Origin of the sequence: Streptomyces sp. NPDC002467 (assembly GCF_042889825.1) — a bacterium.
In the GTDB taxonomy this organism is placed as follows: Bacteria; Actinomycetota; Actinomycetes; order Streptomycetales; family Streptomycetaceae; genus Streptomyces.
In genome coordinates this window covers 105,598-123,147 of sequence record NZ_JBIARJ010000005.1, presented here as the reverse complement: position 1 = coordinate 123,147, position 17,550 = coordinate 105,598, and the positions used below count along the sequence as shown (strand labels likewise).

17 protein-coding genes are annotated in these 17,550 nt (G+C 72.7%); 5 read left to right on the top strand and 12 right to left on the bottom strand.

Features of this window, described 5'->3' with window-relative positions; genetic code table 11:
- Positions 1–68: 68 nt before the first annotated feature.
- Together ACFYYJ_RS13085 and ACFYYJ_RS13080 are read right to left on the bottom strand one after the other, a co-directional pair.
- Positions 69–1,211: a low temperature requirement protein A gene (locus ACFYYJ_RS13085; protein WP_389131730.1), complete on the bottom strand. Its 1,143-nt coding sequence runs from the start codon at positions 1,209–1,211 to the stop codon at positions 69–71.
- 54 nt (positions 1,212–1,265) lie between these two features.
- Entirely contained in the window at positions 1,266–1,841 is a 576-nt protein-coding gene (locus ACFYYJ_RS13080; protein ID WP_389131727.1) for a TetR/AcrR family transcriptional regulator, read from the bottom strand.
- Positions 1,842–1,991: 150 nt separating this feature from the next.
- Between ACFYYJ_RS13080 and ACFYYJ_RS13075 the strand changes: the two genes are divergently transcribed.
- Positions 1,992–4,445: a beta-glucosidase gene (locus ACFYYJ_RS13075; protein ID WP_389131724.1), complete on the top strand. Its 2,454-nt coding sequence runs from the start codon at positions 1,992–1,994 to the stop codon at positions 4,443–4,445.
- A 133-nt stretch (positions 4,446–4,578) separates the two neighbouring features.
- Here ACFYYJ_RS13075 and ACFYYJ_RS13070 read toward each other — a convergent pair whose 3' ends face one another.
- Positions 4,579–5,478, bottom strand: coding sequence for an SGNH/GDSL hydrolase family protein (locus ACFYYJ_RS13070; RefSeq protein ID WP_385127806.1), 900 nt, complete (start codon positions 5,476–5,478; stop codon positions 4,579–4,581).
- A 248-nt stretch (positions 5,479–5,726) separates the two neighbouring features.
- Between ACFYYJ_RS13070 and ACFYYJ_RS13065 the strand changes: the two genes are divergently transcribed.
- The gene (locus ACFYYJ_RS13065; protein WP_366860087.1) at positions 5,727–6,221 is read left to right on the top strand and encodes a DUF3145 domain-containing protein; all 495 of its coding nucleotides are present in this window, start codon (positions 5,727–5,729) and stop codon (positions 6,219–6,221) included.
- Positions 6,222–6,293: 72 nt separating this feature from the next.
- Here the strand turns inward: ACFYYJ_RS13065 and fabF are convergent, their stop codons facing one another.
- The 5 genes from fabF to ACFYYJ_RS13040 form a co-directional block, all read right to left on the bottom strand.
- Positions 6,294–7,559: a beta-ketoacyl-ACP synthase II gene (gene fabF / locus ACFYYJ_RS13060; protein WP_385128839.1), complete on the bottom strand. Its 1,266-nt coding sequence runs from the start codon at positions 7,557–7,559 to the stop codon at positions 6,294–6,296.
- Positions 7,560–7,638: 79 nt separating this feature from the next.
- Positions 7,639–7,887, bottom strand: a complete 249-nt coding sequence (locus ACFYYJ_RS13055; RefSeq protein WP_376660493.1) for an acyl carrier protein — start codon at positions 7,885–7,887, stop codon at positions 7,639–7,641.
- Positions 7,888–7,943: 56 nt separating this feature from the next.
- Positions 7,944–8,948, bottom strand: coding sequence for a ketoacyl-ACP synthase III (locus ACFYYJ_RS13050; protein ID WP_385128840.1), 1,005 nt, complete (start codon positions 8,946–8,948; stop codon positions 7,944–7,946).
- Positions 8,949–8,967: 19 nt separating this feature from the next.
- A complete protein-coding gene (locus ACFYYJ_RS13045; RefSeq protein ID WP_385128841.1) occupies positions 8,968–9,885 on the bottom strand; it encodes an ACP S-malonyltransferase in 918 nt (305 codons plus the stop codon).
- An 89-nt stretch (positions 9,886–9,974) separates the two neighbouring features.
- Positions 9,975–11,195, bottom strand: coding sequence for a PucR family transcriptional regulator (locus ACFYYJ_RS13040; protein ID WP_384579598.1), 1,221 nt, complete (start codon positions 11,193–11,195; stop codon positions 9,975–9,977).
- A gap of 80 nt (positions 11,196–11,275) precedes the next feature.
- Between ACFYYJ_RS13040 and ACFYYJ_RS13035 the strand changes: the two genes are divergently transcribed.
- The gene (locus ACFYYJ_RS13035) at positions 11,276–11,932 is read left to right on the top strand and encodes a pirin family protein (RefSeq protein WP_385128842.1); all 657 of its coding nucleotides are present in this window, start codon (positions 11,276–11,278) and stop codon (positions 11,930–11,932) included.
- A 5-nt stretch (positions 11,933–11,937) separates the two neighbouring features.
- On the opposite strand, the gene ACFYYJ_RS13030 is transcribed toward ACFYYJ_RS13035, so the two are convergent.
- Positions 11,938–12,756: a serine hydrolase domain-containing protein gene (locus tag ACFYYJ_RS13030; protein WP_385128879.1), complete on the bottom strand. Its 819-nt coding sequence runs from the start codon at positions 12,754–12,756 to the stop codon at positions 11,938–11,940.
- A gap of 79 nt (positions 12,757–12,835) precedes the next feature.
- On the opposite strand from ACFYYJ_RS13030, the gene ACFYYJ_RS13025 reads away from it, so the two are divergent.
- Positions 12,836–13,219 carry a MerR family transcriptional regulator gene (locus tag ACFYYJ_RS13025; RefSeq protein ID WP_385128843.1) on the top strand — a complete coding sequence of 128 codons (384 nt, stop codon included), beginning with the start codon at positions 12,836–12,838 and terminating at the stop codon, positions 13,217–13,219.
- On the top strand, positions 13,216–14,247 hold the full coding sequence (locus ACFYYJ_RS13020; protein ID WP_389131715.1) for an aldo/keto reductase: 1,032 nt from the start codon (positions 13,216–13,218) through the stop codon (positions 14,245–14,247). The genes ACFYYJ_RS13025 and ACFYYJ_RS13020 overlap by 4 nt, the downstream gene beginning before the upstream one ends.
- A 208-nt stretch (positions 14,248–14,455) precedes the next feature.
- Here ACFYYJ_RS13020 and ACFYYJ_RS13015 read toward each other — a convergent pair whose 3' ends face one another.
- The 3 genes from ACFYYJ_RS13015 to ACFYYJ_RS13005 form a co-directional block, all read right to left on the bottom strand.
- Positions 14,456–15,289 carry a DUF4429 domain-containing protein gene (locus tag ACFYYJ_RS13015; RefSeq protein ID WP_389131712.1) on the bottom strand — a complete coding sequence of 278 codons (834 nt, stop codon included), beginning with the start codon at positions 15,287–15,289 and terminating at the stop codon, positions 14,456–14,458.
- Positions 15,290–15,376: 87 nt separating this feature from the next.
- The gene (locus tag ACFYYJ_RS13010) at positions 15,377–16,612 is read right to left on the bottom strand and encodes an alpha/beta hydrolase (RefSeq protein ID WP_385128846.1); all 1,236 of its coding nucleotides are present in this window, start codon (positions 16,610–16,612) and stop codon (positions 15,377–15,379) included.
- A gap of 270 nt (positions 16,613–16,882) precedes the next feature.
- Positions 16,883–17,536 (bottom strand): TetR/AcrR family transcriptional regulator, encoded by a 654-nt coding sequence (locus ACFYYJ_RS13005; protein WP_385364196.1) that lies wholly within the window; start codon positions 17,534–17,536, stop codon positions 16,883–16,885.
- Between the last annotated feature and the right edge of the window lie 14 nt (positions 17,537–17,550).

The following is a 17,550-nucleotide window of genomic DNA, read 5'->3' as shown; positions in this document are numbered from 1 at the left end:
CCCCGGCCGCCGCCCAACCCCCCCGGCCCGCCCCGCGGGGGCGGGCGGGGGTTGTCCCCCCCCAGGCCCTAGGGTGCGGGCGCGGGCTCGGCGGTGGGCGCCGGGCCGCCCGGGAGGCCGCCGCGGGTGCGGACGAGGGCGAGTTCCGTGAGGTTGAGGACGGTGACCAGCACGGTCAGGAGCGTCAGGGCGCCCAGCGAGGGCAGCAGCGCGGCCGGCGGCAGCAGGGCCAGGGTGACCGCGGCGGCCACGAGCCGGGTCACCGACCAGGACCGGAACAGGTGCCAGCGCGTGTACCCGAAGGTCGCGAGGTAGAGGGCGCAGCCCCCGTACAGGAGGGCGGCCACACCGAGCGGGAGTCGCTGCCCGGGGTGGGCGACGGCTTCCGCCATGCCGACGGCCACCGCGATGACCGAGGCGATCAGCGAGAGGTGCCCGTAGGAGAGGACCTGCCGGGCCACGTCCGCCCGTACGGCCGCGGTCTCCAGCCCGTGCCGGACCGCACTCGCCGCCAGGTGGAAGTAGACCCACCACAGGCTGCACACCAGCGTGAAGGCCACGGCGACGGCCGCCAGAGAGCCGGCGCCGAGCTCGGGGGCGGAGGCCACCGGGGCGCCGACCGCGACGATCGACTCGCCCAGCGCGATCATCACGAACAGGCCGAACCGCTCGGCGAGGTGCCCCGATTCGAAGTCCAGGCGCATCATGTTGCGGCGCGTCAGCCGGGGCGCGGCCAGGTCCACGGCGGCCGCCAGCGCCCACAGCCCGATCCGGGCCCCACCGTCGAGGACACCGCCGGCCAGCAGCAGCGGGCCGCTGATCAGCACCGACAGGACGGCCGGGGTGGGTGTCGGGCGCCGCCCGGGGACGTGTGCCAGCGCCGCGAGCAGCAGGCGGGCGCAGAAGTAGGCCCCGGCGAACAGCAGCCCGCGGTCCCCGAAGGCCTCCGGCAGGGCCAGGGCCATCATCAGGCCGCACAGCCCGGCCGCGAAGAGCGCGATCCGGTTCAGCGGCCGCTCCGCGTCATGGGTGTTGGAGTACACGGTGTTGCCGACCCACACCCAGTAGATCGGGATGAACGCGATCACGGCCCGCCCGGTGCCGCTCCAGCCGTGGTCGTGGTGGAGCAGCGCCGACACCTGCGTCACGGCGAACACCAGCACCAGGTCGAAGAACAGCTCCGACCACGCGACCTTCTTCTCGGTCTCCATCCCCAACTCCCCCCGGTAGCCCGTCGGGAGAAGGATGCACGACCGGCCCGGCGGCTATGCGGCGGGGCCCCGCAACAGCGTGAGGAAGGAGCGGAACGCGGCCGGCATGTCCACCGACTCCGGGGCGAGCAGCCACTGGTACTGGAGCCCGTCCATGACGGCCGTCAGCAGCGGGGCCGCCTCTTCCGGGGTGAGGCCCGACGGCAGGCGGTCTCCGAACTCGCTGCGCAGCAGCGAGGCCATCTCGCGGCGGACCTGCTCGTAGCGCTCGGTGAAGAACGCGCGGGCCGGATGCTCCTCGGTGACGCTCTCGCCGAGCAGCGCCGAGAAGGTCTGCACGACGCCCGGCCGCATGGCGTTGTACTCCACCAGCGAATCCAGCAGGTCCAGGCGCCAGCTGTCGGCCGAGACGCGCGAGCCGCCGCCCGTGTCCCACCGGTCGCGCTCCTCCAGCACCGCGACCAGCAGGGCCTCCTTCGTCGGGAAGTAGTGCAGCAGCCCCTGCTGGGTCAGGCCCACCCGCTCGGCGACGGTGGCCAGGGCCGCGCCCCGGTAGCCGCGCTCCGCGATCACTTCGAGGGCCGCGAGGACGATCTCCTCGCGGCGCTCCTCGCTCCTGGCTCGGACCATCCCCGCACCCCTTCCCTTCGCAGCCTCCAGAGGACCGTACGGCATCCCTACATCACGAACACATCACGAACCCTACCGTTCAACAGGGAACGGGTCCACGATGGGGGCACCGCACAGCACCCGCACCGCAATCGACGAGGAGGCACGGCCGTGACCGATGCCGATCAGGCCCGCGAGCAGATCCGTGAAGACGCCGTGGAAGCGGCCCTGGACAAGCTGGATCTCGACACCAAGGCCCGCCTGCTGTCCGGACAGGACATGTGGACCCTCCCCGAGATCCCCGAGATCGGGCTGAAGTCCCTGGTCATGTCAGACGGCCCCATCGGGGTCCGCGGCGTGCGCTGGACCGCCGACGACCCGTCCATCGCGCTGCCCTCGCCCACCGCGCTCGCCGCCGCCTGGGATCCGGCGCTCGCCCGTCGCGCCGGCCGCCTCCTCGCGCAGGAGGCCCGCCGCAAGGGCGTCCACGTCCTCCTCGCCCCCACCGTCAACCTGCACCGCTCCCCGCTCGGCGGCCGGCACTTCGAGTGCTACTCCGAGGACCCCTACCTCACAGGAGCCATCGGCAGCGGCTACGTGGGCGGCGTCCAGGACGGCGGCGTCGGCACCACCGTCAAGCACTTCGTCGGCAACGACGCCGAGACCGAGCGGTTCACCGTCGACAGCGTCATCGCCCCGCGCCCGCTGCGCGAGCTCTACCTGGCGCCCTTCGAGGCCATCGTCGAGGGCGCCCACCCCTGGGGCATCATGACCGCCTACAACCGGGTCAACGGCATCACGATGACCGAGCACCAGTACCTCGTCAACGACGTCCTGCGCGCCGAATGGGGCTTCGACGGCTACAACGTGTCCGACTGGATGGCCGCCCGCTCCACCGCCGGGGACATCCTCGGCGGCATGGACGTGGCCATGCCCGGCCCGCAGACCGTCTACGGCCCCGCCCTCGCCGAAGCCGTCCGCGTCGGGGAGGTCCCCGAGTCCGCCGTCGACGCCGCCGTCCGCAACGTGCTGCGGCTCGCCGCCCGCGTCGGCGCCCTGGAGGGCGTCCCCGCCGCCGTCGAGCAGCTCCCCGCCCCCATCGACGGGCAGGCCCTGGCCCGGGAGCTCGCCGCCCGCGGCTTCGTCCTCGTACGCAACGAGAACGGCGCCCTCCCGCTCGACGGCGCCTCCGGCGGCACCGTGGCCCTCATCGGCGCCGCGGCCCGCGACGCCCGCGTCCTCGGCGGCGGCAGCGCCACCGTCTTCCCCGAGCGGATCGTCTCCCCGCTCGACGGGCTCGCCGCCGCCCTGCCCGAGGGCGCGCTCACCTACACCGTCGGCGCCGACCCCTCCGACGAACTGACCCCCGCCGACAAGGGCTTCGAGCTCCGCGCGATCTGCCGCGACGCCTCCGGGGCGGTCGTCGGCGAGGGCACCCTGCCGACCGGCCAGGTCCAGTGGATCGGCGACGACCTGCCCGCCGGCGCGAGCTACGCCAACATGGCGAGCATCGAGGTCACCGGCACCTTCCTGCCGCGCGAGAGCGGCGAGCACGCCTTCGGCACCCGCGGCCTCGGCGCCTTCGCCCTCGCCGTCGACGGCGAGCGGCGCTGGGAGGGCGTCCAGCAGATGGGCAACGAGGCCGACCCCTTCGAGGCCTTCTTCGGCGCCCCGAGCGAGCGGACCCGCCTCACCCTCACCGAGGGCGTCCCCGTCGAGGTGTCGCTGACCTACCAGGTCCCCGACACCAGCGGGCTCCCGATGCGGGCCATCATGTTCTCCCTGCTCCACCTCGGCCCGCGGCGCGAGGCCGACGAACTGATCGCCGAGGCCGTGGAGGCCGCCCGCGCCGCCGACACCGCCGTCGTCGTGGTCGCCACCACCGAGCGCGTGGAGTCCGAGGGCTTCGACCGCGCCGACCTCGCGCTCCCGGGCCGCCAGGACGACCTGGTGCGCGCCGTCGCCGCCGTCAACCCGAACACCGTGGTCGTCGTCAACGCCGGCTCCCCGGTCGAGCTCCCGTGGCGCGAGGACGTCGCCGCGGTGCTCCTGACCTGGTTCCCCGGACAGGAGGGCGGGGCCGCGCTGGCCGACGTGCTCCTCGGCGACCGCGAGCCGGGCGGGCGCCTGCCCACCACCTGGCCCGCCCGCTTCGCCGACGCGCCCGTCACCGAGGTCGTCCCCACCGAGGGACGCCTGGAGTACACCGAGGGCCTGTTCATCGGCTACCGGGCCTACGAGGCGCGGTCCATCGAGCCCGCCTTCCCCTTCGGGCACGGCCTCGGCTACACCGACTGGGCGTACGAGTCGCTGGAGGTCACCCCCGACACCGTCCGGGTCCGCCTCACCAACACCGGCACCCGCCCGGGCCGCGAGGTCGTCCAAGTCTACCTGGCCCCCCTCGCGGACTCCGTCGAGCGCCCGGCGAGCTGGCTGGCCGCCTTCGCCGGCGTCGAGGCGGGCCCCGGCGAGAGCGTCGAGACCGAGATCGCCCTGCCCGCCCGGGCCTTCGAGATCTGGGACGAGGAGGCCCGCGGCTGGCAGCGGATCGGCGGCACCTACGAGGTCCGCGCGAGCCACTCGCACGGCGACACGCGACTGAGCGCGACGCTCGACCTCGCGTGACACGCCGTATGGCCGGAAATCACCCCTGTTGGGGTCGATAGAAGCCGGACCGGGAGGGGGTCCCCCAGCGGTAGCCGGGGGAGGGTCCTGACCCCCGCCCGGTCCTTCGTCCACTTCTTCGTTCACATGAGCGTCAACGCGGCGGTTCCGCGGCCGTCACCTGTCGGTGCGCCAGTTCCGCGAGCCGCGCCTGCCCGTCCTTGCCCGGATGGAACCAGTCCCAGCGGCTCAACTGCTGCGCCGAGAAAGGGTACTGGAACACCGCGCCGCCGTCGTAGCGGCACAGCGCGTCCTTCGCGCAGACCTCGCGCAGCACCTCGTTGTACTCCACCACCCGCGCCCGTACCTGCTCGCGCCGGGCCGTCGCGTCCGAGCCCGCCGACAGGGGGTCGGCGAGCATCGACTGACAGATGCCCAGCTTCCAGATCTGCCGGACCATCGGGCTGTCCTTGCCCTGTTCCCACAGCCGCTGGAGGTCCGGCACGCTGGAGACGTACACCTGCGAGGTGGGCGACGCGGCCCGCAGTCCGGCCAGGGCCTGCTCGAAACCGGCCCGGAACTCCGCCACCGGAGTCATCGACGAAGCCGTGGGCCGGCAGGCGTCGTTCGAGCCCACCATGACCGTGACCAGGTCGGGCTTGTGCCCGGCCGCCTCGGCCAGCTGCCCCGTCAGATCCGCCATGCGCGAGCCGGTCACCGCGTAGTTCCAGCTGCGCCCGGGGGCCTCGACGTCCCCGATCAGGCGCGTGGCCAGGGAGCGCACCGCGGGGTCGTTGCCCGTGGCCCAGGAGACCTCCGGGCAGTCCGCCAGCACCGAACAGGCGTCGAAACCACGGGTGATCGAGTCGCCCACCGCCGCGATGGAGGCGGGCGCCGTGTTCCAGCGCGGCCCGGCATGGGCCTCCGGCCGGCCCCCGCCACCGCCCGACCCGCCCGGGCCGCACCCCGTCATCGGGCCGGCCAGCAGCACGGCCGCAGCGCCCGCGCCCGCGAATGCGCGGCGCGCGCGGCGGCGTGCGGGGGTGGTGCGCATGGGAAGGTCCCCTCCTCGTCGTCCCCGTGTCGTCCGGGGGTCCTGCTGAGTGAAAGCTCCGTGTTCGCGGGCTTCGGAGCGACCGTACGTCACACCACGACCCCTGGCGCACGGTAGCTTTTTCCCGTGGCGTTTCGGCCGCAAGTCCCGTAGCGCAATGTCAAATAATTTCCGTTACATTACATCACGTCACATACTGTCCGTTTTCTGGAGTTTATTCCCGACCTCGTCCCACACTGGAGGTCCCGGTGACGACACGTGGAGTTCTGTACGTGCATTCCGCACCGCGTGCGCTCTGCCCGCACGTGGAATGGGCTGTTGCGGGAGTGCTCGGGGTGCGGGTGAACCTCGACTGGATCCGTCAGCCCGCCTCCCCCGGCACCTGGAGAGCCGAGTTCTCCTGGCAGGCCGAAGCGGGCACCGCCTCGAAGCTCGCCTCCGCACTGCGCGGCTGGCACCTGCTGCGGTTCGAGGTGACCTCGGAGCCCTGTCCGACCGCCGAGGGCGAGCGCTACAGCTCCACCCCGGAGCTGGGCATCTTCCACGCCGTCACCGGCATGCACGGCGACATCCTCATCCCGGAGGACCGGCTGCGCGCCGCCCTGGCCCGGTCGGCGCGCGGTGAGACCGACCTGGAGGCGGAGATCGCCAAACTGCTCGGCAAGCCCTGGGACGACGAACTGGAACCCTTCCGCTACGCGGGCGAGGGAGCCCCGGTCCGCTGGCTACACCAGGTGGTCTGACGTCGTAGGACGTGAAAAAGGGGCCCCGCCCGGCAGTCGCCGGGCGGGGCCCCTTTTTCACGTCCTACGGGATCACACGCTGCGGAAGGCGAGCGTCACGTTGTGACCGCCGAAGCCGAACGAGTTGTTGATCGCGGAGATCGGGCCGTCGGCCGGCAGCTTGCGCGGCTCGCCGCGCACGATGTCCGCGTCGATCTCGTCGTCCAGGTCGTCGCAGTTGATCGTCGGCGGGGCCAGCCGGTGGTACAGGGCCAGCACGGTCGCGACGGTCTCGATACCACCGGCGCCACCGAGCAGGTGACCGGTCATCGACTTGGTCGCGGAGATCGCGATGTGGTCGAGGTCGTCGCCCAGAACCTTGCGCAGGGCCTTCAGCTCGGCCGTGTCACCCTGCGGGGTGGACGTGGCGTGCGCGTTGAGGTGGACCAGCTCGGCCGGGTCGAGGCCCGTGTTGTCGAGCAGGTTCTGCACGGCGGCCGCGACACCGCGGCCCGTCGGCTCCGGCTGCGCGATGTGGTGGCTGTCGGCGGACAGGCCCTGGCCCAGCACCTCGCAGTAGACACGGGCGCCACGCGCGGCGGCGTGCTCCGCGGACTCCAGGATCACCACGCCCGCGCCCTCGCCCAGCACGAAGCCGTCACGGGCCTTGTCGTACGGGCGGGAAGCCGTGGTCGGGCTCTCGTTGTTCTTGGACATCGCCATCATGTTGGCGAACGCGGCGATCGGCAGCGGGTGGATCGCCGCCTCGGTGCCGCCCGCGACGACCACGTCGGCGCGGCCGGTACGGATCATCTCGACGGCGTAGCCGATGGCCTCGGCGCCGGACGCGCAGGCGCTGACCGGAGTGTGCACGCCCGCACGGGCGTTGACCTCCAGGCCGACGTTGGCCGAGGGGCCGTTCGGCATGAGCATCGGGACGGTGTGCGGGGAGACCCGGCGCACACCCTTTTCCTTCAGTACGTCGTACTGGTCGAGCAGGGTCGTCACGCCGCCGATACCGGAGGCGATGACGGTGCCCAGGCGCTCGGGGACGATGGACTCGTCCTCGCCGGCCGGGGCGGTGTAACCCGCGTCGGCCCAGGCCTCACGGGCCGCGATGACGGCGAACTGCGCCGAGCGGTCCAGCTTGCGGGCCAGGGGGCGGGGCAGGACCTCGCTCGGGTCCACGGCGACCGGGGCGGCGATGCGGACCGGGAGTTCGGCGAAGCGTTCGCCCTCCAGGGGCTTCACGCCGGAACGGCCGGCAAGCAGACCTTCCCAGGTCGAAGCGCTGTCGCCACCCAGCGGAGTGGTTGCGCCGATACCGGTGACGACCACGGTGCGATTGGTCGGGCTCACAGGAATTCTTTCTCCACGTCTCAGGGGGTGCTGAATTGTCACGGCGCCACCGCCGGGTGGCGACAAACGCTCGTCAGGCTCAGGCCTGGTGCTTCAGGATGTAGTCGGCGGCGTCGCCGACCGTCTTGAGGTTCTTGACGTCCTCGTCCGGGATCTTGACGTCGAAGCGCTCTTCGGCGGCGACGACGACCTCGACCATGGACAGCGAGTCGACGTCCAGGTCGTCGGTGAAGGACTTGTCGATCTCGACGTCCTCGACCGGGATGCCCGCGATCTCGTTGACGATCTCCGCGAGACCCTCGACGATCTCTGCCTGCGTGGCGGCCATGTGGCGCTCCTTCTATAGCTACTGAGGTGGAACAGGGCTGGAAACGGATCCCGGCCCTAGGGGAGGGTAACGACCGTCGCGGCGTAGACGAGTCCCGCCCCGAAGCCGATGACGAGCGCGGTGTCGCCGCTCTTCGCCGCTCCGGTCGCCAGGAGCCGCTCCATTGCGAGCGGGATCGAGGCGGCCGAGGTGTTGCCGGTGGTCTCCACGTCACGGGCGACCGTCACGTGCTCCGGCAGCTTCAGAGTCTTCACCATCGAGTCGATGATCCGCATGTTTGCCTGGTGCGGGATGAAGACGTCCAGGTCGTCCGCGGTGATCCCGGCCGCGTCGAGCGCCTGCTGGGCCACCTTGGCCATCTCGAAGACGGCCCAGCGGAAGACCGCCTGACCCTCCTGCGTGATGGCCGGGAACTTCTCGCCGCCGTCCTTGCCGAGGTATTCGTCCCACGGCACGGTCTGCTTGATGGTCTCGGACTTGTCGCCCTCCGAACCCCACACCGTGGGGCCGATGGCCGGCTCGTTCGAGGGGCCGACGACCACGGCGCCGGCCCCGTCACCGAACAGGAAGGCCGTCGCGCGGTCCTCCAGGTCGGTCAGGTCCGAGAGCCGCTCCACGCCGATGACAAGTACGTACTCTGCCGAGCCCTCGACGACCATGCCCTTGGCCAGGGTCAGGCCGTAGCCGAACCCGGCGCAGCCGGCGGAGATGTCGAAGGCGGCCGGCTTGACGGCGCCGACCCGGTGCGCGATCTCGGTCGCGACGGCCGGGGTCTGCTTGAAGTGCGAGACCGTGGAGACGATCACCGCGCCGATCTGCTCGGGCGAGACACCGGCGTCGGCCAGCGCCTTGCCGGAGGCCTCCACCGACATCGCGGCGACGGTCTCCTCGGGCGAGGCCCAGTGGCGCGTCGCGATGCCGGACCGGGAACGGATCCACTCGTCGGACGAGTCGATCGTCTCGAGGATGACCTCGTTGGGCACCACACGGGCCGGGCGGTAACCGCCGACGCCGAGGATGCGGGCGTACGGGGAGCCCTTGGCCGGCTTGATCTTGGACATGCTGTGTGGGCTCCTTCGCTCAGGCCGACTGCTCGGCGACGAGCGCCGCGGCCTTGTCGAGATCGTCCGGCGTCTTCAGGGCCACGCTCGGAACGCCCTTCAGCGCGCGCTTGGCCAGGCCCGTCAGGGTGCCGCCGGGGCAGAGCTCGATGATTCCGGTGACGCCCAGCTCGCCGAACGTCTCCATGCACAGGTCCCAGCGGACCGGGTTCGCGACCTGGCCGACCAGGCGGGCGACGACATCGGCGCCCGAGGTGACGACCGCGCCGTCCTTGTTGGAGACGTACTTCAGCTCCGGGTCCGCCGGGGAGAGGGCCTTGGCGGCCTCCTCCAGCGTGGCGACCGCCGGGGCCATGTGGTGCGTGTGGAAGGCGCCCGCGACCTTGAGGGCGACGACCTTCATGGAGCCTTCGGGCTTGTCGGCCTCCAGGGCAGCGATCTGCTCCATGGTGCCGGCGGCCACGATCTGGCCCGCTCCGTTGATGTTGGCCGGGGTCAGCCCCAGCTTCTCCAGGTGGGCGACGACCACGTCGCGGTCGCCGCCGAGAACGGCGGCCATGCCGGTCTCGGTGACCGCGGCGGCCTCGGCCATGCCCAGACCGCGCGTCCGTACGAAGGACAGCGCGTCGGCCTCGGACAGCACGCCCGCGACCGCGGCGGCGGTGATCTCGCCGACGCTGTGACCGGAGACGGCACCGAAAGCGGTGGTCGAACCCAGGGCGGACGCGGACAGCAGACCCGCGGCGACCAGCAGCGGCTGCGCCACCGCCGTGTCGCGGATTTCGTCGGCGTCAGCCTTCGTGCCGTAGTGGGCGAGGTCCAGCCCGATGGCGTCCGACCACGCGGCAACGCGGTCGGCGGCACCGGGAAGGTCCAGCCAGGGAGTCAGGAAGCCGGGCGTCTGAGCGCCTTGGCCGGGAGCGACGAGTACGAGCACCCTCACACTCTCTCTTGTGGATGGTCCCTGCCGCCCGTGGGGACAGGGACCAAGAACGGTCGGGGTAATTGTTGATGTCCGACAAAAGTCTAGGACTGGGGATCCCCGTCGGCCAGGCGCCCCAGAATCAGGGCGATCCGCAACGTGAACGCCGAGCGGACATCCGACGGCGACCAGCCGGTGACGTCGGTCACACGTCGGAGCCGGTAGCGCACCGTGTTCGGGTGCACGAACAGCATGCGGGCGGCCCCTTCGAGGCTGCTCGCCTGCTCCAGGTAGACGCTCAGCGTCTCCAGCAGCGCCGACCCCGCCTCCTCCAGCGGTCTGTAGATCTCCTCCACCAGCTGCTCTCGGGCAGCGGGATCCGAGGCGATCGCCCGCTCCGGCAGGAGATCGTCCGCCAGGACCGGGCGCGGGGCGTCCTGCCAGGCCGTGCAGGCCTTCAGTCCGGCCGCCGCGGCCTGCGCCGACTTCGTCGCGTTCAGCAGGTCCGGCACCACCGGACCGGCCACGACCGGACCGGCCGCGAACGGGCCGATCAGGGACTTCGCGACCTGGAGCGGGTTGTCGCTGCCGCCCGCGATGACGACCAGGCGGTCGCCCAGCACACCCGTGAGGACCTGGAGCTTGTGGTGGCGGGCAGCGCGCCGGATCGCCTCGACCGTCAGCTCGCTGTCCCCCTCCGGGGCGGTGCCGAGCACCACGCACACGTGCTCCGGCGAGTTCCAGCCGAGCGCCGCGGCACGCGACAGCGCGCCCTCGTCGGCCTCGCCGGACAGCACCGCGTTGACGACGAGGGACTCCAGCCGGGCGTCCCACGCGCCGCGCGCCTCGGCGGCCTGCGCGTACACCTGGGCCGTCGCGAAGGCGATCTCCCGGGCGTACACCAGCAGCGCCTCGCGCAGGATCGACTCGTCGCCCGGGGCCGCCACCTCCTCGATCGCGGTCTCCATGACCTCGATCGTGGTGCGGACCATCTCCACCGTCTGGCGCAGCGTGATCGCCCGGGTCAGCTCGCGCGGAGCCGTCCCGAAGACGTCGGTCGAGATCGCCTGCGGGGTCTCGGGGTGCCGGAACCACTCCGTGAACGCGGCGATGCCGGCCTGCGCGACCAGGCCGATCCAGGACCGGTTCTCCGGGGGCATCGCCCGGTACCACGGCAGGGTCTCGTCCATGCGCGCGATCGCGTTCGCGGCGAGCCGGCCGGATGACTTCTCCAGCCGGCGCAGTGTCGCGGCGTGCGGATGGGCGGGAGCCACGGGGTGCGCGGCCTGTGTCGCGGGGGAATGCTCACGTTCGGGTTGGGGCACGGGACAAGACTGCCTTATCGACCGGGCTGTGCGGAGTCCGGTCCCGTGCACGGCGCCGCCCCGCCGCTACGGTGGCCCTCATGATTGATGTGCGCCGCGGTACGGACCGGTACGAGGGCGGGGACCCGGACGCCGGGATCACCAGCCGCCACGCCTTCTCCTTCGGGTCCTTCTACGACCCGGACAACCTGCGCTTCGGACCCGTCCTGGCCTGCAACGAGGAGACCCTCGCCCCCGGCGCCGGATTCGACGAGCACCCGCACAGCCACACCGAGATCGTCACCTGGGTCGTCGAGGGCGAGCTCACCCACCAGGACAGCACCGGAGAGCGGGGCGTGGTCCGCCCGGGGGACGTCCAGCGGCTCAGCGCCGGCTCCGGGGCGCGGCACGTCGAGCGCAACGACGGCGCGCAGCGACTGCGCTTCGTGCAGATCTGGCTCGCGCCCCTCACCGCGGGCGGGGAGCCCTCGTACGAGGTGGTCGCGGACGTCGACGACGCCACGCCGTACGGGATCCCCGAGGCCGGCGCCGTCCTGCACGTCCGGCGGCCCGGCGCGGGCGAGCGGTTGCCCGTACCGGAGGCGGAGCGGGTCTACCTGCACGTGGTGCGCGGGGACCTGCGGCTGGACGGGGCCGAGCTCGGCCCCGGGGACTCGGTGCGGATCACCGGCGAGAAGGGCCTGGAGGTCACCGCGGGTTCCCCGGGCGAACTGCTGATCTTCGAACTGCCCGCGTAGGTCTTCTACCGGGAGCGCAGCTCTGCCAGGACCGCGTCGGTGAACGGGGTCCAGGCCGCGACGGCCCACGGGCCGAAGGCGCGGTCCGTGAGCGCCACGCACGCGGCGCGGGCGTCCGGGTCCACCCACAGGAAGGTGCCCGACTGTCCGAAGTGGCCGAAAGCGCGCGGCGAGGAGGAAGCGCCCGTCCAGTGCGGGGACTTGCCGTCGCGGATCTCCACGCCGAGTCCCCAGTCGTTGGGGGACTGGTGCCCGTAACCCGGCAGGACGCCCTTGAGGCCGGGGTGGACGACGGAGGTGGCCTCGGCGACCGTCCGGACGTCGAGCAGCCGGGGCGCCTGCAGCTCGGCGGCGAACCGCAGCAGGTCGGAGACGGTGGAGACGCCGTCCTTGGCGGGGGAGCCCTCCAGGCTGCTGGAGGTCATGCCGAGCGGCTCGAAGACCGCCTGGTGGAGGTATTCGGCGAAGGGGATCCCGGTGGCCTTGGCGATGTGGTCGCCGAGCACCTCGAAACCGGCGTTCGAGTACAGCCGGCGGTCCCCGGGCGGGGCTGTCACCCGGTGCTCGTCGAAGGCCAGACCGCTGGTGTGGGCGAGGAGGTGACGGACCGTCGACCCCTCGGGCCCGGCCGGCTCGTCCAGCTCGACGGCCCCCTCCTCGTACGCGACGAGGGCGGCGTACGCGGCGAGCGGCTTGGTCACCGAGGCCAGCGCGAAACGGTGGTCGACGGGCCCGTGGGAACCGGCCAGGGTCCCGTCGGCGCGCACGACGGCCGCGGCGGCGGTCCCCACCGGCCAGGTCTCGATGATCCGCAGGCTTTCCATGCTGTTGACGCCCTCCACGCTCTCCATGCCGCCGAGCCTACTTGCTTGGAGTGCACTCAAGGGTTTTAGCGTATGGGCCATGAGCCAGAGCCTGACGCAGACGCGGTACACGATCAGCGAGGTCGAGGCCCGCACCGGTCTGACCCAGCACACCCTGCGCTGGTACGAGCGGATCGGGCTGATGCCGCACGTGGACCGCTCCCACTCGGGGCAGCGCCGCTTCAGCGACCAGGACCTGAACTGGCTGTCCTTCGTCGGCAAGCTGCGCGCCACCGGGATGTCGGTGGCGGACATGGTCCGCTACGCGGAACTGGTCCGCGAGGGCGACCACACGTTCGACGAGCGCCGCGCGCTGCTGGAACGGACGCGGAGCGAGGTGCGGGCGCGGCTCACGGAGCTGACCGACGCGCTCGCCGTACTGGACTACAAGATCGGCATTTACTCGGGGAAGGCACGATCATGACGGAGCAGAACAACACGACGCATCGGCTGGACCGGGTCGAACTCGGCAAGGGCGGACCGCTCGTCGGCGTCCAGGGCCTCGGCTGCATGGGCATGAGCGAGCACTACGGGGCCGTCGACGAGGCCGCGGCCCGCGAGACGCTGGAAGCGGCGCTGGCCGCCGGGGTGACCCTCTTCGACACGGCGGACGTATACGGGCAGGGGAAGAACGAGGAGTTCCTCGCCCCGTTCGTGGCCGCGCACCGCGACGAGATCACCCTCGCGACGAAGTTCGGCATCGAGCGCAACGAGGACCCGACCTACCGGGGCATCCGCAACGAGCGCTCCTACATCCGCCGGGCCGTCGAGGGCAGCCTGCGCCGACTCGGCGTGGACGTCATCGACCTCTACTACATGCACCGGCGCGACCCGGCCGTCCCGCTGTCCGAGTCGGTGGGGGAGATGGCGGAGCTGGTGGCCGAGGGCAAGGTCCGCCGGCTCGGGCTGAGCGAGGTCACGGGCGCGGAGCTGCGCGAGGCCCACGCCGTCCACCCGATCTCGGCCCTCCAGTCGGAGTGGTCGCTCTTCAGCCGGGACGTGGAGCGCAGCGCGGTCGGCGCGGCGGCGGAGCTGGGCGTGGCCTTCGTGCCGTACTCGCCGCTGGGGCGGGGCTTCCTGGCGGGGGCGTTCGCGGACGCCGCGGCGGAGTTGTCGGAGGGCGACTTCCGGCTCCGCCAGCCGCGGTTCAGCGGGGACAACGCGAAGGCCAATGCCGCGCTGCTGGCCCCGATCCGGGAGGTGGCGGCCGGGCGCGGTGCCACCCCGGCGCAGATCGCCCTGGCGTGGGTGCAGCAGCGGGCGCAGGTGCACGGCCTGACGGTGATCCCGATCCCGGGCACCCGCAAGCCGGGTCGCCTCCGCGAGAACACCGCCGCGGCGGGGATCACCCTCACGGCGGCGGAACTGTCCCTCCTGGAACCGATCGCCGCCGCCGTCGCGGGCGACCGCTACCCGGACATGTCGTTCACGTCGGTCGTCCGCGAGTCCTGACCTCGGACCTCCGCGCCTCGGGCGCCGGCGAGGCCGTCGTTTCAGCCCGTCCGGCGTTTGAGGACCGGGGTCCGGGGCGGGAGCCCCGGGGAACGGTGGAAGGGCGGGTAGGGGACCGGCCCCGCGCAGCGGCTCCGCGCCCGGCCCGCTCGTCACGCCACGCCCGACCGGCAGGCCCGCCCGGCACGCCCGCCCGGCAGGCCCCGGCCTAAAAAGACTCCGCGGAGAAACGATCCCGCAGCGCCGCGTACTCCGCGTCCGTCAGGAGCCCCGCACTGTGCAGCTCGCTCAGGTGGTGGAGCCGCTCGCCGGTGCCCCGCGCGCGGGGCACCGAGGACACCGCGGCCCGCCCCCGCACCGCGGCCAGCACCCCCGCCGCGAACGGCAGCGACTCGTGCACCGCCCCGTACCCCATGCCGAACACGGCCGCCGCCAGGTCGTGGTCCGGCCGCGGATCCCCGACGGCGTCCCGCAACAGCAGCCGCAGGTGTCCGCCGGGCCCCTCGGGGGAGTGCCATTCCACCCCCGCGAGCGCGGACAACGCGTAACGCTGGTCGCAGGCCTTCCACTTGGTGCTCGTGGCGCCCGTACGCGACCAGTGGAAGGTGATCGCGGACCCGTCGAAGTCCACCCGGGCGTCGTACGCCTTCAGCAGCGCGGGCCGGGGCACGCCGACCAGGAAGCGCTCGGCCGGCTCGGCCGCGTCCGGAACCAGCCGGGCCAGCAGGGCGTCGGCGAAGGCGGCGGCCTGCGGGGCCCGTTCGCCGGGCAGGACCAGCCGGTACGGGTCGCAGACCTCCCGCAGCTGCCCCGCGGCGGCCTCCAGCAGCGGATCCGCGCCAAGCCGCGGGACGGCGCGCAGCACCACCGTGTCCCGCTTCCCGGGGGTCAAGGTCACCCCGGACACCGCTTCCAGAGGGATCCGGCGCGGGCCGAGGGCGTGAAAGAGCCTTGGCGTTCGCATCCCCCGTGCGAAGCGGATGAGCACCGAGTCCGAGTCGAACTCCCAGACGGCATGGTTTCCGGCCAGTACGTCACCCATGAGCCACATCGTAAAGGGAGGCACCCCCGTGCGTCCCCCTCGTTGCGGGGCCCGTTTTCAGGCCCGGCGGCGAGGGGGACGCCCGCGTCAGTCCTGCTCCGTTCCGGAGACTCCGCGTCCGCATGCGTCCGCACCGGCCGCGCAGACGATGGAACGGAACGCGCCGGTTCCGACCTCGGCGAAGTTGCGCAGCGAGTCCGTGCCTGGCGTGAAATAGCCGGTGTGGCTCTTGGCCCCGGCCGAGGAGAGCAGTCGTGCGCCGAAGTCCGGGGAGACCGGGTCGGCGCCGTGGCCCAGCCCGCCGACCTCCAGGTGCGGTACGTCGGCGATCCAGTCGCCCTGGTCGCGGGTGGCCCAGACCCGGGCCGAGGTGTGCAGTCCGGCGACGTTCTGCGTGCGCATGCCGGGGCTGCCCGCCACCACGATGTCCGTGACCCGCGCGGGGAGTTCGTGCGCGGCGACCCCGCACACCACCGATCCGTAGCTGTGGCAGAACAGGGCCACGCTCGAATTCCCGGGCAGGGCCCCGGTCAGTGCCTTGAGGCGGACGGCGCCGTCGAAGGCCATGTGGCCGGTGGCCGCGTCCATGCCGACCCCGGTGGGGGCGGTGTAGCCGGCCCAGGCGATGACCGCGGTCCGGCTGTCGGGCCGGGCCGTGCGCTCGGCCTCGTACAGGGATTCGGCCATGCCGACGGGGGCCGTGAAGTGGCGCTGGGTGCGCTCGAAGGTGAGCGCGTCGGTGTCGACGCCGGGGACGATCACCGAGACCCGGCGCGCCTGGTCGAGGTCGCCGAAGACCTCGGCGACCAGGCCGTTGCCGGTCGGGTCGAAGGCGAGGATCTGCCGGCCGGGTTCGGCGAGCGACTCGAAGCGGTGGGAGCGGCGGACCGCCGTGGCACGGTCGGCGGGGGTCAGGGCGACGTCGCGGCTGCGCGCCTCCTCCATCTGGATGGCCTGGAGCAGGCCGAGGAGGTTGGCCCGGTAGCGGGTCGTGGCCGGGGTCCCGTCGAGGTTGCCGACGACGAGGGGGTAGCTCTCGGCGAGGTCGGACCGCTGGGCGGAGTCGAGGCCGGCGAAGAAGCGGGCCACGGTGGAGGCGTCCGCGTCCGCGGGCGGCACCGGGCGGCCGTCGATCCGTGCGCTCTTCCAGGCGGCCAGCGAGGCCGCCCGCAGCGGGGTCCCGCCCTCGGGGCGGTGCACGGCGGTCCAACCGGTGGTCGCGAGCAGGACGAAGACCACCGCGAGCGCGAGCAGGGCACGCAGGGCGGCAGGGCGCGGGTCGGCGCCAAGGGCGGTGGGGTGGGCGAGGCCGGGCACGTTCACTACGACCAGCGTATGAGACGTCTTCCCGCCAGGACGCTCCGGGTGACGCGCCTCACGGCCGTCCGGGTAGGCCGGGCCGACCCCCGTACGCCCGACCGGGGAGCGTGGCCCCGTCGACCGTCCTGCCAGGTCCGGCGCGGGTCGCGCGGCCGGCGGGGCGCGTCGCGCCGTACCGGCGAACGCCGGGAAGGATCAAGGGTTTTGGTGACGCGACTCACGGCCGGTCGGGCGTGGCGGGCCGGGCCGCGAGCCGCGAGGCGTGCGGGCGGGTCAGGCCGGTGTGCGCCAAGGGGCCGACAGGGCCGGGCCGATCTGGTCGAGGTAGCTCTCGGTCATCCGGCGGATCGCGGCCACGCTCGTGTCCTCGCCCTGCCCCCAGAGCCGTCCTGTGACCCGCATCACTCCGGTGAAGGCGGCTACGGCCACTCGCGGCCGCGGATCGGCGTCGACGTCGAGGCCCTCGCGCTCCGCTATCAGCCGGGCGATCCGCTCCTCCAGCTCCGTCGAGCGCCGCAGGTGCACCGCGAGCAGCGCCGGGGTCGACTCGATCATCCGGTAGGTGCGCATGTAGAGGTCGACCGGGACCACCTCCGAGATGGCCTCGTCGAGGGTGTCCCACGCGTCGAGCACCGCCGCCCGCATCGCCTCGAAGGGACCCTCCCCGGCCGGCCGGGACCGCAGCGCCGCGACGAAGTGCGACTCGACGAGGTCCTGGACGGCGAAGGCCACCTCCTCCTTGTTCGCGAAGTAGCGGAAGAAGGTGCGCTGGGACACGTCCACGGCGTCGGTGATCTCGTCGACGGTCGTCCGCTCGTACCCCCGGGCGAGGAAGAGCAGCAGGGCGGCGCGCAGCAGAGCGTCCCTGGTACGCCGCTTCTTGCGCTCGCGCAGTCCGCCGGCGGCTCCGGCGTCCGAGTCGGTCATCACCGCAAGGAGTC

What these genes read in the sequence shown, in the direction of transcription:
- ACFYYJ_RS13085 (WP_389131730.1), bottom strand. Translation starts at nt 1,211, where the DNA reads ATGGAGACCGAGAAGAAGGTCGCGTGGTCGGAGCTGTTCTTCGACCTG.
- ACFYYJ_RS13080 (WP_389131727.1), bottom strand. Translation starts at nt 1,841, where the DNA reads ATGGTCCGAGCCAGGAGCGAGGAGCGCCGCGAGGAGATCGTCCTCGCG.
- ACFYYJ_RS13070 (WP_385127806.1), bottom strand. Translation starts at nt 5,478, where the DNA reads ATGCGCACCACCCCCGCACGCCGCCGCGCGCGCCGCGCATTCGCGGGC.
- ACFYYJ_RS13055 (WP_376660493.1), bottom strand. Translation starts at nt 7,887, where the DNA reads ATGGCCGCCACGCAGGCAGAGATCGTCGAGGGTCTCGCGGAGATCGTC.
- ACFYYJ_RS13050 (WP_385128840.1), bottom strand. Translation starts at nt 8,948, where the DNA reads ATGTCCAAGATCAAGCCGGCCAAGGGCTCCCCGTACGCCCGCATCCTC.
- ACFYYJ_RS13035 (WP_385128842.1), top strand. Translation starts at nt 11,276, where the DNA reads ATGATTGATGTGCGCCGCGGTACGGACCGGTACGAGGGCGGGGACCCG.
- ACFYYJ_RS13030 (WP_385128879.1), bottom strand. Translation starts at nt 12,756, where the DNA reads ATGGAAAGCCTGCGGATCATCGAGACCTGGCCGGTGGGGACCGCCGCC.
- ACFYYJ_RS13025 (WP_385128843.1), top strand. Translation starts at nt 12,836, where the DNA reads ATGAGCCAGAGCCTGACGCAGACGCGGTACACGATCAGCGAGGTCGAG.
- ACFYYJ_RS13020 (WP_389131715.1), top strand. Translation starts at nt 13,216, where the DNA reads ATGACGGAGCAGAACAACACGACGCATCGGCTGGACCGGGTCGAACTC.
- ACFYYJ_RS13015 (WP_389131712.1), bottom strand. Translation starts at nt 15,289, where the DNA reads ATGGGTGACGTACTGGCCGGAAACCATGCCGTCTGGGAGTTCGACTCG.
- ACFYYJ_RS13005 (WP_385364196.1), bottom strand. Translation starts at nt 17,536, where the DNA reads ATGACCGACTCGGACGCCGGAGCCGCCGGCGGACTGCGCGAGCGCAAG.